Annotated in this window: 13 protein-coding genes and 1 tRNA gene; 9 read left to right on the top strand and 5 right to left on the bottom strand. The window is 72.3% G+C overall.

All coding sequences use genetic code 11. The features are described from left to right. Positions 1 to 144: 144 nt before the first annotated feature. Both RNC47_RS09155 and RNC47_RS09160 read right to left on the bottom strand, forming a co-directional pair. The gene (locus RNC47_RS09155) at positions 145 to 456 is read right to left on the bottom strand and encodes a hypothetical protein (RefSeq protein WP_311597217.1); all 312 of its coding nucleotides are present in this window, start codon (positions 454 to 456) and stop codon (positions 145 to 147) included. Beyond that, positions 453 to 1,277: a phytanoyl-CoA dioxygenase family protein gene (locus tag RNC47_RS09160; RefSeq protein ID WP_311597218.1), complete on the bottom strand. Its 825-nt coding sequence runs from the start codon at positions 1,275 to 1,277 to the stop codon at positions 453 to 455. Before RNC47_RS09160 ends, RNC47_RS09155 begins: the two co-directional genes overlap by 4 nt. 72 nt (positions 1,278 to 1,349) lie before the next feature. On the opposite strand from RNC47_RS09160, the gene RNC47_RS09165 reads away from it, so the two are divergent. Then, positions 1,350 to 2,162 carry an AraC family transcriptional regulator gene (locus RNC47_RS09165; RefSeq protein ID WP_311597220.1) on the top strand — a complete coding sequence of 271 codons (813 nt, stop codon included), beginning with the start codon at positions 1,350 to 1,352 and terminating at the stop codon, positions 2,160 to 2,162. A 167-nt stretch (positions 2,163 to 2,329) separates the two neighbouring features. Beyond that, positions 2,330 to 3,097, top strand: coding sequence for an LppU/SCO3897 family protein (locus RNC47_RS09170; protein ID WP_311597222.1), 768 nt, complete (start codon positions 2,330 to 2,332; stop codon positions 3,095 to 3,097). Between the two features lie 148 nt (positions 3,098 to 3,245). Here the strand turns inward: RNC47_RS09170 and RNC47_RS09175 are convergent, their stop codons facing one another. From RNC47_RS09175 to RNC47_RS09185, 3 genes are all read right to left on the bottom strand, one after another. Further along, positions 3,246 to 3,614 (bottom strand): helix-turn-helix domain-containing protein, encoded by a 369-nt coding sequence (locus tag RNC47_RS09175; RefSeq protein ID WP_311597224.1) that lies wholly within the window; start codon positions 3,612 to 3,614, stop codon positions 3,246 to 3,248. Next, complete coding sequence (locus RNC47_RS09180; protein WP_311597225.1) at positions 3,611 to 3,988, bottom strand: type II toxin-antitoxin system RelE/ParE family toxin; 378 nt, start codon at positions 3,986 to 3,988, stop codon at positions 3,611 to 3,613. The genes RNC47_RS09175 and RNC47_RS09180 overlap by 4 nt, the downstream gene beginning before the upstream one ends. A gap of 164 nt (positions 3,989 to 4,152) precedes the next feature. Beyond that, positions 4,153 to 4,224 (bottom strand) — tRNA-Arg (locus tag RNC47_RS09185). A 136-nt stretch (positions 4,225 to 4,360) separates the two neighbouring features. Between RNC47_RS09185 and RNC47_RS09190 the strand changes: the two genes are divergently transcribed. The 7 genes from RNC47_RS09190 to rho all read left to right on the top strand — a co-directional run bounded on the left by RNC47_RS09190 (position 4,361) and on the right by rho (position 13,072). Then, a complete protein-coding gene (locus RNC47_RS09190; protein ID WP_311597226.1) occupies positions 4,361 to 4,768 on the top strand; it encodes a response regulator in 408 nt (135 codons plus the stop codon). A 29-nt stretch (positions 4,769 to 4,797) separates the two neighbouring features. After that, positions 4,798 to 5,535: a DALR anticodon-binding domain-containing protein gene (locus RNC47_RS09195; RefSeq protein ID WP_311597228.1), complete on the top strand. Its 738-nt coding sequence runs from the start codon at positions 4,798 to 4,800 to the stop codon at positions 5,533 to 5,535. 21 nt (positions 5,536 to 5,556) lie between these two features. Further along, positions 5,557 to 6,948 (top strand): diaminopimelate decarboxylase, encoded by a 1,392-nt coding sequence (gene lysA / locus RNC47_RS09200; RefSeq protein ID WP_311597229.1) that lies wholly within the window; start codon positions 5,557 to 5,559, stop codon positions 6,946 to 6,948. A gap of 91 nt (positions 6,949 to 7,039) precedes the next feature. After that, a complete protein-coding gene (locus RNC47_RS09205; protein WP_311597231.1) occupies positions 7,040 to 8,332 on the top strand; it encodes a homoserine dehydrogenase in 1,293 nt (430 codons plus the stop codon). A gap of 9 nt (positions 8,333 to 8,341) precedes the next feature. Next, the gene (thrC, locus tag RNC47_RS09210) at positions 8,342 to 9,421 is read left to right on the top strand and encodes a threonine synthase (protein ID WP_311597233.1); all 1,080 of its coding nucleotides are present in this window, start codon (positions 8,342 to 8,344) and stop codon (positions 9,419 to 9,421) included. A 215-nt stretch (positions 9,422 to 9,636) separates the two neighbouring features. Further along, the gene (thrB, locus tag RNC47_RS09215) at positions 9,637 to 10,569 is read left to right on the top strand and encodes a homoserine kinase (RefSeq protein WP_311597235.1); all 933 of its coding nucleotides are present in this window, start codon (positions 9,637 to 9,639) and stop codon (positions 10,567 to 10,569) included. 451 nt (positions 10,570 to 11,020) lie between these two features. Then, on the top strand, positions 11,021 to 13,072 hold the full coding sequence (rho, locus tag RNC47_RS09220; protein ID WP_394814736.1) for a transcription termination factor Rho: 2,052 nt from the start codon (positions 11,021 to 11,023) through the stop codon (positions 13,070 to 13,072). Positions 13,073 to 13,291 lie beyond the last annotated feature (219 nt).

Genomic DNA, 13,291 nt, shown 5'->3' on the forward strand with positions numbered 1-13,291 from the left:
GGCGCGCCCCTCGTGGCCACGCGCCGCTGGTCCTGTCTGAGCTGTCGGGCACCGCCGAGTCGCCAGGGGCAGGCGCGACCGCGGCCCCGGGCGGGGCCGGCGGGGACGGCTCCCGGCGGTTCGTCGGTGCCGATCGGCCGATCGCTACCGGTCGTCGCGGAGATCCACGAGCTTCTCGAAGAAGAACTCGTGCTTGAGGAAGGACACGTCGTACTCGTGGCCCGGATAGGGCGGGATGAGCTGGGCGGCCTGGAAGAGGCGCCAGCCGTCGCGCAGGGCGGCCACGCCCGTGGCGTACGGCGGCTCCTCGCTGTCGCCCGTGGTCGGGGACGTGCGGCCGGTGCCGTCGTAGCGCGCCCAGCCGACGACATCGGAGTCCAGCGCGGAACTCCCCAGGTACAGCACCAGGACCTGCTGGCGGACGGTGGGGGCGGGGGTGGGGATCGCGGTGCTCATCCGGCGGCCTCCAGCGGCCGGTTGGAGACGCGGGTGACCCAGTGTTCGAGGTCGAAGTCCGCGTCGCCGGTCAGGGCCCGCCAGAGCAGGACCCGGTTGTAGCGCTCGAGGCGCCCGGTCGCCTGCTCGTACCAGGGGAAGTGGGCGTCCAGTTCCGCCGCCACCCGCGGATCCGTCAGGTCCGAGGTGTCCCACAGCAGCCGCTGCGGCACGGTCGGGTTGAAGCGGATCTTGAACATGTAGCGCGGGGTGTCGCTGTCGTTGCGCCGGCCGCCGTGCCACAGGCCGTGGTGGAGAAACACCACGGTGCCGGCCGGGCAGACCAGTCGGCTCTGGCCGCGCAGGTTCTGGTACCGGCCGGTGTCGCTCTCGTTGGTCCGCCGCAGATGACTCCCGGGGACGCTGAGCGTGCCACCCATCTCCAGCGTCACCTCGGCCGGGTAGTACATGAGCTGCACGTCGAACGCGTCCGGCCGGACGTCGATGATCGCGTCCGCGTGCAGCGGCTGCGCCTGGCCCTCACGCGGCTCCCGGACGTGCACCGCGTGGTGGTCGATGTTCGGGTCGGGACCGACGAGGCTGCGCAAGGCGCCCGCCACGGACGGCAGTTCGATGAGCCGCCGGACGAAGGACCCCTCGGGGTACGCCTGGCCCACCGGCGTGCCGTACGGCACCGGCGGGATGCCGGCCGGCAGCACGTCCAGCGCCTCGGCGTTCAGCTCCGCCGGAACCACGGCGTCCAGCCGCAACGACCCGTGCGCCACGAAACGCGCCATCTGCACCGAGGTGAGCAGATGATCCGTGATTGTCGTTCTCGTCATGCGTAGCACGCTAGGCGCCTGTCGGGCCCCGGCGCGTGGGCCCGGTTCACCCACTACTGGTAATTTCTCACCGTGCTCGAGACCGTGGTGTGCCTGGACGAGCCGCCCGTCGTGACCAGCGTCGGATTCGCCGTGCACGGCCTGTCCGGCCACACCGACGTCTTCCGCCTGCCCGACCTGTGGCAACTGCACCTCTACCGGTACGCCGCCGACCTGACCGTCGACGGCACCCACCACGCCATCCGCCCCGGCCGCGTCAGCCTCGTGCCCCCGGCCACCACCGTCCGCTACCGCTACCGGGGCCGCTCAGAGCACCTGTACGCGCACCTCTCGCTGCCCACCACCGGCCGGCCCCACACGGTGCCGGTCATGCAGGACGCCGGTCCCGAACTCCCCGTGCTCTCGGCCCTGATGCACCAGGCCCTCGCCGCCTGGCCCAGCACCCCCGTGCGGGCCGCGGCCGAGATCTGGGCCACCCTGTGGCGCGTCGCCCACCTCACCCCGCCCGGCCCGCAGGGGCGCCGCGACGGTCGGCACCCCGCCGTCAACGCCGCCATCGCCCACATCGAGGCCCACCTCGCCGACCCCCTCACCGTCCCCGGCATCGCCCGCGCCGCCGGGGTCTCCCACAACCACCTCACCCGCCTCTTCCGCGCCCACACCGGCACCACCGTCGTCGCCTACGTCCGCCAGCGCCGCATCGCCCGCGCCCGCCACCTGCTGCGCGAATCCACCCTCTCCATCTCCGCGATCGCCACCCAGGTCGGCATCCCCGACCTCCAGGCGTTCAACAAGGCCTGCCGCCGCGAACTGGGCGCCTCCCCCCGCGCCGTCCGCCACGGCGGCGGCCCCACCGCGAGCCCTCCACCGGCCCGCCCGCGATGACCGGCACCCACCGGACCGCGGCGCGAACACCCCGCTCGGCGGTCGGCGGCAGGACATCGTGACCGAGTGGCATCGCTCTTGCGGCCCGGAAGAAGCGACTGGCACTCTGCCGTGGAGGCTTGAGGGGGGCGAGAATCCCCGCTGCCGGGGGAGTGGGGGAGCAGCACGTGGAACGCGTTTCCAGGATTTCCTTGTGGCTTAGCGTGGCGGCATCAGTCGTAGCCCTGCTGGCCTTTCTCGGAATCGAGAACTACGAGGAGCTGCGGCGGGCGCTCAGCGACGACGCCGAGAATTCCCCGTCGCCCGGCCCGGAGGACACGGACCTCTCCGCGACGGGCGGCGCCGACACCGGAGGCACGCCAGGTGACGGCTCGGGCGACGGCTCGACAGGGACGTCGGAGTCGAACGGCGACAACAGCGGCGACCAGTGGACTCCGACGCCGGATCCGACGCTTGAGGCGTACCAGGAGGTCGACGCGGGCGACTGCCTCCACAACTGGATGACCGGGGAGAGTAGTTGGTCCTCCGAGGTGCCCGAGGACGTCGCCTGTGGCGCCGATGGCGCGGCGCTCTGGGTGTCGTACGTTTCGGACACGACCGGCAGTTGCCCGTCGGACGCGGGACGGAGCCACCTGTCGTACACGAGCGACGAGGGCGAGACGGTGGCGCTGTGCGTCAGCCGAAGGTTCGAGGTCGGGCAGTGCTTCCTCGGCGTGCCGGACGGTGGCGCCAACCTCATGAGCTGGGTGGATTGCGACAACAGCAGCGTGCCCGCGCCGTACAGCCAGATATACAGCGTCACCGGTGTCTACGCCGCCCCGGCGAACCACACACCGGGTGAGTGCGCTCGCACGCAGAATGACCAGAGCAGCTATGCGTCCTGGTTCGTCGAGGACGAGACTGTTCTGGTCTGTGCCGTCGTGTACGCCAACTGAGCCGCCTCCCGCTCCCGGCACCACCTGCCCACAGCAAAGCCCCGCACCAACCAAACTGGCTGGTCGCGGGGCTTGTTGGCACCTCGTGCGAGGTGCCCCCGGCAGGATTCGAACCTGCGCACACGGCTCCGGAGGCAGCTGCTCCTGGTCAGGCAACGGACGGGCGCTGATGCGGTTCATCCGATGGCGGGTTGCCGCGCTGCCGCGGAGTGAAGACGAACGCCGAGGCATCGCCGTCCAGGGCGATGGTCAGTGCGGCGTCCAAAGCCTTGGCGAGCCGGTTGAGAAGGGGGAGCGTCGGCAGGGAGTCACCGCCCTCGATGGTGGAGATCTGCGGTTGCGTCATGCCGGCGCGGCGGGCGAGTTCGGCCTGGGAAAGGCCGAGTTCCGTGCGCCGGTCGTAGACGGCCTGTCCGAGCGCGAAGGCATGACCCGCTTCCACGTACGCCGGGGATTCCTCGACCGTCTCGTCAAGGAGCTTCCTGGTTCGGCGGGTCTTCCACTGGGAGTGGTTCACGCGCTGTCCTCCTCCGTGATCCGGTCGTAGGTGTGCTCGGCTGGGCCGTGCTCCGCCTCGCACAGCTTCTGCGCCTGGCGGGCACGTTCCACCTCCGCCGTCTCGCGCTGCCTGGTCTTGCGAAAGACGGTGAGCAGTACGATGCGCTGGCGGGGCGCGAGCCAGTAGGTGATGCGTACGGCGTTGCCGGACATGGTGAAGCGAAGCTCCCGCAGCGCGCCTCCGAGGTGACGGCTGTAGGGCTCTCCCAGAGTCGTTGGCCGCGCTGCCAGCATGTCGGCTGCCCGCTCCGCCTTGTCATACTCCGCGTCCGGGAGAAGTTCGAGCCACTGCTGCACCTCCGGCTCGATCTCGATCTGCCAGTGTTCTCCCATGATCCGCACTATATAGAGAATTGTATAGCGCTGGATGGGCGCGTGAGGTGTCGCGGTCCGGATAACGCCAGTCGGGCGCTTGGACGCACCCACCCGCGCACACAGCAAAGCCCCGCACCAGCCAAAGACGCTGGTCGCGGGGCTTGTTGGCACCTCGTGCGAGGTGCCCCCGGCAGGATTCGAACCTGCGCACACGGCTCCGGAGGCCGTTGCTCTATCCCCTGAGCTACGGGGGCGACGGGAAGAACATTACCAGCTCGGTGAGGGGGGTCCGCACCGCGGTTTCCGTACGTGGGTGCGGGAGGGGCTACTCCCGGGTAGAAGTTGGGGAAAGGCCGGACGGGGAGGGTGGTACGCGCTTACTCTGGCTGTGTGCCAGGCGCTTCAGGGCGGGTTCTCGTCGTCGACGACAGCAAGGTCGTCCGGCAGTTGATCAGGGTCAATCTCGAGCTCGACGGGTTCGAGGTCATGACCGCGTCCGACGGCGCCGAGTGTCTGGAGGTCGTGCGGCTCTTCCGGCCCGACGTGATCACGTTGGACGTCGTGATGCCGCGGCTCGACGGGTTGGGGACCGTGGACCGGTTGCGGCTCGATCCGGTGACGTGGGACATCCCGTTGGTGGTGGTCAGCGCCAGCGTCGGTGGTGGGCGGCGGCTGCCGGAGGGGGTCGACGCGGTGGTGGCCAAGCCGTTCGAGCCGGCCGAGTTGGTGATCCTGGTGCGCCGGCTGTGTGAGGAGCGGCGGCGGGAGGCTGTCCAGCTGGCAAAACGGCTCGCGTAGCGGGGGAGCGGTTCTCGTACGCTGGCTCCGTGACCCCCGATGTGATTGCCGGTGCGCTGCGTGACGCCGCGCGCGGGTTCGGCGTGGGGGAGGCCAGGGTCGCGCTGCGCTGGCGGGGCGGGGTCTGGACGACCGGGGTGGCGCTCCAGGTGGCCCAGCGGGCCGGGCGGCCGGCCGGGGAGGTCGTGGGGCGGCTGCGGGAGGCGTTGCTGGACGTGCCCGGGGTGCGGGCCGTGGAGGTCTCCGGGGGCGGGTTCCTCGGGGTGCGGCTCGCGGAGGGCGGCGAGGCGGCGCTGGTCGAGGAGATCGTGCGGCGGCCGCGCGCGGTGGCGGTGGCGGTGGCCGAGGATCCGCGACGGGATGTCGAACGGTGGGCCGCCGCGGCGGGCGGCGGGGAGTTGCTGACGCAGCGGGAGCGGAATCCGCTGTTCCGGGTGCGGTACGCGCAGTCCCGGGCGCGCGCGCTCGTCAGGGAGGCGGCCCGGATAGGTCTGGCGCCCGAGCCGGGGCGCGTGCCGGGGGAGGACGCGCTGGTGGGGGCGCTGGGGGAGCACCCGTGGCGCGGGGAGCCCACGCGGGTGGCGCGGTCGCTGGTGCGCGTCGCGGACGCGTTCGGGGGGAGCGAGGCGATGCGGCGGGCGCTGCCGTGGGGGGACGAGAAACCCTCGGCCGTCCACCGGGCCCGGCTGGCCCTCGCCCAGGCCGCCGGGGTGGTGCTGGTCGACGGCCTGACCCAGTTGGGCGTCAGTGCACCCGAACACGTGTGAGAAGTGTGAGAAGAGAGTCCCATGAGTCGTTCCGCCCACCCGGCAGGACCCAGGCACGGCGACGTACTGCCCGAGGGTCACTACTCGGCGCCGCCCGCCGATCTCAACGCGCTCGACGAGAAGGTCTGGGCGCGGACCGTCGAACGTGACCGGGAGGGCCAGGTCACGGTCGCGGGCGTGGGGGTGAAGGCGTTGGCCGAGGAGTTCGGCACGCCGGCGTACTTCCTGGACGAGGCCGACTTCCGGGCCAGGTGTCGGGCCTGGCGGGAGGCGTTCGGCGCCGACGCGGACGTCTTCTACGCCGGTAAGGCCTTTCTGTCCCGCGCCGTGGTGCGCTGGCTGACGGAGGAGGGGCTCAACCTGGACGTCTGCTCGGGCGGGGAGCTGAGCACGGCGCTGGCCGGCGGGATGCCGGCGGCGCGGATCGCGTTCCACGGCAACAACAAGTCGCTGGTCGAGATCGAGCGCGCGGTCGGGGCCGGGGTCGGGCGGATCGTGGTCGACTCGTTCGAGGAGATCGAGCGGGTGGCGGCGGCCGCGCGGGCGGCCGGCGTGGTGCAGGGCGTGCAGATCCGGGTGACGGTCGGCGTCGAGGCGCACACCCACGAGTTCATCGCCACCGCGCACGAGGACCAGAAGTTCGGCCTGTCGCTGGCCGGCGGGACGGCGGCCGAGGCGGTGCGCCGGGCCCTGGCCGAGGACAGCCTGGAACTGCTCGGGCTGCACTCGCACATCGGCTCGCAGATCTTCGACATGTCGGGGTTCGAGGTGTCGGCGCGACGCGTCGTCGGGCTGCTGGCCAGGATCAGGGACGAGCACGGCGTGGAGCTCCCGGAGATCGACCTCGGCGGCGGCCTCGGCATCGCCTACACCTCGGACGACGACCCGCAGGGCCCGGCGGAGATCGCCAAGGCGCTGCGCGAGATCGTCGGCCGGGAGTGCGAGGTGGCGGGCCTCGCCATGCCACGGATCTCGGTGGAGCCGGGGCGGGCGATCGTGGGCCCGACGGCGTTCACGCTCTACGAGGTGGGGACGATCAAGCCGCTGCCCGGGCTGCGCACCTACGTGAGCGTGGACGGCGGCATGTCGGACAACATCAGGACGGCGCTCTACGACGCCGAGTACGCGGTGGCGCTGGCCTCCCGCGCGTCCACGGCGCCGCCGATGCTGGCGCGGGTGGTCGGCAAGCACTGCGAGAGCGGCGACATCGTGGTCCGCGACGCCTACCTGCCGGCCGACACCGCCCCCGGCGACCTGCTCGCGGTGCCGGCCACCGGCGCCTACTGCCGCTCGATGGCCAGCAACTACAACCACACCCCGCGACCGCCCGTGGTCGCGGTGGCCGACGGCCGGGCCAGGACGATCGTGCGGCGGGAGACCGAGGAGGATCTCCTGCGCCTCGACGTCGGCTGAGGAGAAGCGTCCGCATAGTGAACCGCGGTGCGGGGATCTTTCGCGGGTGCGTGAGACTGGGAACGACACGTGAGCTGAAAGGCGAGGTCGGATGGTGCGTACTCGGCCGTTGAAGGTGGCGCTGCTCGGATGTGGAGTCGTCGGCTCCCAGGTGGCCCGCCTGATGACGACGCACGCCGACGACCTCGCCGCCCGCATCGGCGCCCCCGTCGAGCTGGCCGGGGTGGCCGTGCGCCGCCCGTCGAAGGCGCGCGGCGGGGTCGCCCCGCACCTGGTCACCACGGACGCCGCGGGCCTCGTCGGGCGCGGCGACATCGACGTGGTGGTGGAGCTGATCGGTGGCATCGAGCCGGCCAGGAGCCTGATCGACGCCGCGTTCGAGGCCGGCGCCAGCGTCGTCACCGCCAACAAGGCGCTGCTCGCCCAGGACGGCGCCGCGCTGCACGCGGCCGCCGAGAAACACGGCGCCGACCTCTACTTCGAGGCCGCGGTGGCGGGCGCGATCCCGCTGCTGCGGCCGTTGCGCGAGTCGCTGGCCGGCGACAAGGTCAACCGGGTGCTCGGCATCGTCAACGGCACCACCAACTTCATCCTGGACCGCATGGAGTCCAGCGGCGCCGGCTACGGCGAGGCGCTGGAGGAGGCCACCGCGCTCGGCTACGCGGAGGCCGACCCGACGGCGGACGTCGAGGGCTTCGACGCCGCCGCCAAGGCCGCGATCCTCGCCGGTATCGCCTTCCACACCCGGGTCCGCCTGGACGACGTGCACCGCGAGGGCATCACCGAGGTCACCGCGGCCGACATCGCCAGCGCCCGCAAGATGGGCTGCACCGTCAAGCTGCTCGCGATCTGCGAGCGCGCCGAGGACGGACGCTCGGTGACGGCGCGGGTGCACCCGGCGATGATCCCGCTCGCCCACCCGCTGGCCTCCGTGCGGGAGGCGTACAACGCGGTCTTCGTCGAGGCCGACGCGGCCGGGCAGCTGATGTTCTACGGCCCCGGCGCCGGCGGCGCGCCCACGGCCTCGGCGGTGCTCGGCGACCTGGTCGCGGCCTGCCGCAACAAGCTCACCGGCGGCCGCGGGCCCGGCGAGTCGGCGTACGCGCGGCTGCCGGTCAGCCCGATGGGCGAGGTGGTCACCCGCTACCACATCAGCCTCGACGTCGTTGACAAGCCGGGTGTGCTGGCCCAGTGCGCCACGGTCTTCGCGGACCACGGGGTGTCGATCGACACCGTCCGCCAGACCGGCAAGGACGGCGAGGCGCAGCTCGTCGTCGTCACCCACCGGGCGCCCGACGCCGCGCTGAGCGGGACCGTCGAGGCGCTGCGCCGACTGGACACCGTGCATGGCGTCGCGAGCATCATGCGCGTCGAAGGGGAGTAGGACCACCGCATGAGCAGCATCACCACCAGCACCAGCCGTCAGTGGCGCGGCGTGATCGAGGAGTACCGCGACCGGCTGCCGGTGACCGACGCGACGCCCGTGGTGTCGCTGCGCGAGGGCGGCACCCCGCTGGTGCACGCCCAGCAGGTCTCCGAGCGGGTCGGCTGCGAGGTGCATCTGAAGGTCGAGGGCGCCAACCCCACCGGGTCCTTCAAGGACCGCGGCATGACCATGGCCATCTCCAAGGCCAAGGAGGAGGGCGCGCAGGCCGTCATCTGCGCCTCCACGGGCAACACCTCCGCCTCCGCCGCCGCCTACGCGGTGCGCGCCGGCATGGTCTGCGCGGTGCTGGTCCCGCAGGGCAAGATCGCGCTCGGCAAGATGGGCCAGGCACTGGTGCACGGCTCCCGGATCCTCCAGGTCGACGGCAACTTCGACGACTGCCTGACGCTGGCCCGCGGCCTGTCGGAGAAGTACCCGGTGGCGCTGGTCAATTCGGTGAACCCGGTGCGCATCGAGGGCCAGAAGACGGCCGCGTTCGAGATCGTCGACATGCTCGGCGACGCGCCCGACATCCATGTGCTGCCGGTCGGCAACGCGGGCAACATCAGTGCGTACTGGAAGGGTTACCGCGAGTACGCGGCGGACGGCCCCGCCACCCGCACCCCCCGCATGTGGGGCTACCAGGCCTCGGGCGCGGCCCCCATCGTGCGCGGCGAGCCGGTGAAGGACCCGTCGACGATCGCCACCGCCATCCGCATCGGCAACCCGGCGTCCTGGGAGCTCGCGGAGCGCGCGCGGGACGAGTCGGGCGGCCTGATCGACGAGGTGACTGACCGTCAGATCCTCGCCGCCTACCGGCTGTTGGCCGCCGGCGAGGGCGTGTTCGTCGAGCCGGCGTCCGCGGCGTCCGTCGCCGGCCTGCTGAAGGCGGCCGAGCAGGGCCTGGTCGACCCAGGCCAGCGCATCGTCTGCACGGTCACGGGCAACGGCCTCAAGGACCCGGACTGGGCGGTCGCGGGCGCGCCCCGGCCGGTCACCGTGCCGGTCGACGCGGACGCGGCGGCCGCCCGCCTCGGCCTGGCCTGACGCGCGACCGACCGTGGGAGGAGCGGCGGGGTGAGCGGCGACACCACGCCGCCCTGTATCGCGTCTGAACCTTCCTTCGATAGGCTGGTATTCGTCCTCCGCAGTGGGGCACCACTCGCGCCAGACGTCAGCGCCCCGGACAGTCAGTTCCGTCCACCGGCGCGGTGCGAGGAGGGGGACACGCCGCACATCTCACCAAGGAGAGTCATCAAGCGATGGCCCATCCCGCCTTCCGCGCCGCCGCCGTGCGGGTGCGCACCCCGGCCACCAGCGCCAACCTGGGCCCGGGTTTCGACGCGCTGGGTCTGGCCCTCGGGCTCTACGACGACGTCGTGGTCCGGGTGGCGGACGCGGGGCTGCACGTCGACATCGCCGGCGAGGGAGCCGACACCCTCCCGCGCGACGAGCGCAACCTGCTGATCCGCACGCTGCGCACCGCCTTCGACGCGCTGGGTGGTCAGCCGCGCGGTCTCGAGGTCGTCTGCGCCAACCGCATCCCGCACGGCCGCGGCCTCGGCTCGTCCTCCGCCGCGATCTGCGCCGGCCTGGTCGCGGCCCGCGCCGTGACCACGGGCGGCGAGGCCAAGCTCGACGACGACGCGCTGCTCGAGCTCGCCGCCGAGATCGAGGGCCACCCGGACAACGTCGCCGCCTGCCTGCTCGGCGGGTTCACGCTCGCCTGGGGCGAGGGCGGCTCGGTCCGCGCCATCCGGATGGACCCGTCGCCCCAGGTGACGCCGGTGGTGTTCGTGCCGGCCGAACCGCTGGCCACCGAGACCGCGCGCGGGCTGCTCCCGCGCACCGTGCCGCACGTCGACGCCGCCACCAACGCCGGGCGCGCCGCGCTCCTGGTGGAGGCCCTGACCAGGCGTCCCGAGCTGCTGCTGCCGGCCACCGAGGACCGGCTGCACCAGGAGTACCGGGCCTCCGCGATGCCCGAGAGCATGGACCTGGTGAACCGGCTGCGCGCCGACGGCGTGCCGGCCGTCATCTCGGGCGCCGGGCCCACCGTGCTGGCCCTCGCCGAGGAGGGCGCCGCGGACAAGATCTCCCGTCTGGCCGGCGACGGTTGGACGGCGAACCGGCTCGACCTCGACACGGCGGGGACCTGCGTGTTGCCGCTGGCCGGGGCCGGGGCCGCCCAGTGACGCGACCGGGCGCCGAGCGGGCGGCGGATCGCGTTCCTGGCCGGGCGATCGGGCCAGATCGCCGCAGATCAGCCGGGATCGCCGGAGATCCCGAACCGATCGCCGAGAGGGGGAATGAAGGCAGGATCCGGTAGTGTTAATCTCATGTCTGCATCAGACGCCCTGGTGGGCGTCGTGCGGAATTCCGGGGTCCCACATCCTGGGGCCACCTCTTTCTTCCGGGAGCCTCGATCATCTGCCTGAGCAGCCTGCCTGGCGGTGCTGAGCACGCTCCGGAACGGTGCGGCGGTTCGCTGCGACGTCCTCCCGCACCACTCATGTACTGATCTTCCGCCGCGATCACAGGCGGGATTACCGCACCGGCCGGCCCGCCGCACAGGGGCCGCAGCCGGACAGCACGACCGGTCGCCGAGCCAGACAGGCCGACGTCCGCTCCAGGGAAGGACCCTTCGTGAGCGACACCACCGATCTGATGGGCGTGAGTGCCGACACCGCCGACAAGTCCGCCGGTGCTGCCACCGCGTCCGCCACGGACGCTCCTGCCGCCACCGCCGCGCCTCGGCGTCGGCGTGCCGGTACCGGCCTCGAGGGCATGGTTCTGGCCGAGTTGCAGCAGGTCGCCGCCAAGCTGGGGATCAGGGGCACCGCGCGGATGCGCAAGAGCCAGCTGATCGAGGTCATCAAGGAGAAGCAGGCCGCCGGGTCCGGCGGCGCCGGGGCCGCGAGCGCGGAGACCAAGCCGGCCGAGGCCGCGCCCGCCGCCACCGAGAAGCCCAAGCGCCGGACCACCTCCCGGGCGCGCACGGGCGACGAGGCCACCGCTCAGCAGCAGATCGAGATCCCCGGCCAGGCGGCCGAGGGCAAGGCCAAGGCCGCCGTCAACGGCACGGCGCCCGCCGTCGAGTCCGAGCGCGTCCCCGAGGCCGCGCCGGCCGGTGACGCCGGCCGCGCCGAGGGGCGTGGCGAGGTGCGTGCCGAGGGCGGCAAGGGCGACGGCCAGGGCGAGCGGCAGCAGTCCAAGCGGGAGCGCGGACGGCGCGACAAGGGCGGTGCCGGTCAGCACCAGGGCGGCCAGAGCGGTCAGGGTGGCCAGGGCGGTCAGAACCAGGGCCAGGGCGGTCAGGGATCGACCAAGGACGGCCAGGGCAAGGGCAAGGACGGTCAGGGCCGGGGCGGTCGGGACCGGGACCGCGATCGGGATCGCGACCGGAACCGGGACAACCGGGACCGCGACCGCGACCGCGACCGTGACCGGGACCAGGACGACGACTTCGACGGCGGTCGGCGCGGCCGCCGCGGCCGCTACCGGGACCGGCGTGGTCGCCGCGGCCGCGACGAGGTCGCGGAGCCGCAGGTCGCCGAGGACGACGTGCTGATCCCCGTCGCGGGCATCCTCGACATCCTCGACAACTACGCCTTCGTCCGCACCTCCGGCTACCTGCCGGGCCCCAACGACGTCTACGTCTCGCTCGCCCAGGTCCGCAAGAACGGCCTGCGCAAGGGCGACCACGTCACCGGCGCGGTGCGGCAGCCGCGCGAGGGCGAGCGGCGCGAGAAGTTCAACGCGCTGGTCAGGCTCGACTCCGTCAACGGCATGGCCGCCGAATCCGGCCGCGGCCGCCCGGAGTTCAACAAGCTGACCCCCCTCTACCCGCAGGAGCGGCTGCGCCTGGAGAGCGACCCGGGCGCGCTGACCACTCGGATCATCGACCTCGTCTCGCCCATCGGCAAGGGCCAGCGCGGTCTGATCGTGGCCCCGCCGAAGACCGGCAAGACCATGATCATGCAGGCGGTGGCCAACGCCATCACCCACAACAACCCCGAGTGCCACCTGATGGTCGTCCTCGTCGACGAGCGTCCCGAAGAGGTCACCGACATGCAGCGCTCGGTGAAGGGCGAGGTCATCTCCTCGACCTTCGACCGGCCCTCCGAGGACCACACGACGGTCGCCGAGCTGGCCATCGAGCGCGCCAAGCGGCTCGTCGAGCTCGGCCACGACGTGGTCGTGCTGCTCGACTCCATCACCCGCCTCGGCCGCGCCTACAACCTGGCGGCGCCGGCCTCCGGCCGCATCCTGTCCGGTGGTGTCGACTCGGCCGCGCTCTACCCGCCGAAGAAGTTCTTCGGCGCGGCGCGCAACATCGAGGACGGCGGCTCCCTGACCATCCTGGCCACCGCGCTGGTCGAGACCGGCTCGCGGATGGACGAGGTGATCTTCGAGGAGTTCAAGGGCACCGGCAACATGGAGCTCAAGCTCGACCGCAAGCTCGCCGACAAGCGGATCTTCCCCGCGGTGGACGTGGACGCGTCCGGCACGCGGAAGGAGGAGATCCTGATGGGCAGCGAGGAGCTGGGCATCGTCTGGAAGCTGCGGAGGGTGCTGCACGCGCTCGACCAGCAGCAGGCGATCGAGCTGCTGCTGGACAAGATGAAGCAGACCAAGTCCAACGCGGAGTTCCTGCTGCAGATCCAGAAGACGACGCCGACGCCGAACGGCGACTAGACGCCTAGACGCCCTGGCGCGCGTCCGGCACACGGTGGTGGGGGCGTGGCCGCCCCCACCTCGGCCGCTCGGTGCGGTTCTTTTCCCGCCCACCCGCCCCTTCCTGGGGTGGGTGGGCGTTTTCGTGCGGGTGCGTGGTGCGTGGTGCGTGGTGCGTGGTGCGTGGTGCGTGGTGCGGGTGCGCGGGGTGCGGGTGGGGTAAACCCCTCCCACCCGCAC

Origin of the sequence: Streptomyces millisiae (genome assembly GCF_031845425.1) — a bacterium.
In the GTDB taxonomy this organism is placed as follows: Bacteria; Actinomycetota; Actinomycetes; order Streptomycetales; family Streptomycetaceae; genus Streptomyces; species Streptomyces millisiae.

Excerpts from the sequence above, each read along its gene's own strand:
- RNC47_RS09155 (WP_311597217.1), bottom strand. The coding sequence starts at position 456 with ATGAGCACCGCGATCCCCACCCCCGCCCCCACCGTCCGCCAGCAGGTC.
- RNC47_RS09160 (WP_311597218.1), bottom strand. The coding sequence starts at position 1,277 with ATGACGAGAACGACAATCACGGATCATCTGCTCACCTCGGTGCAGATG.
- RNC47_RS09180 (WP_311597225.1), bottom strand. The coding sequence starts at position 3,988 with ATGGGAGAACACTGGCAGATCGAGATCGAGCCGGAGGTGCAGCAGTGG.
- lysA (WP_311597229.1), top strand. The coding sequence starts at position 5,557 with ATGAGTCGTTCCGCCCACCCGGCAGGACCCAGGCACGGCGACGTACTG.
- RNC47_RS09205 (WP_311597231.1), top strand. The coding sequence starts at position 7,040 with ATGGTGCGTACTCGGCCGTTGAAGGTGGCGCTGCTCGGATGTGGAGTC.
- thrC (WP_311597233.1), top strand. The coding sequence starts at position 8,342 with ATGAGCAGCATCACCACCAGCACCAGCCGTCAGTGGCGCGGCGTGATC.
- thrB (WP_311597235.1), top strand. The coding sequence starts at position 9,637 with ATGGCCCATCCCGCCTTCCGCGCCGCCGCCGTGCGGGTGCGCACCCCG.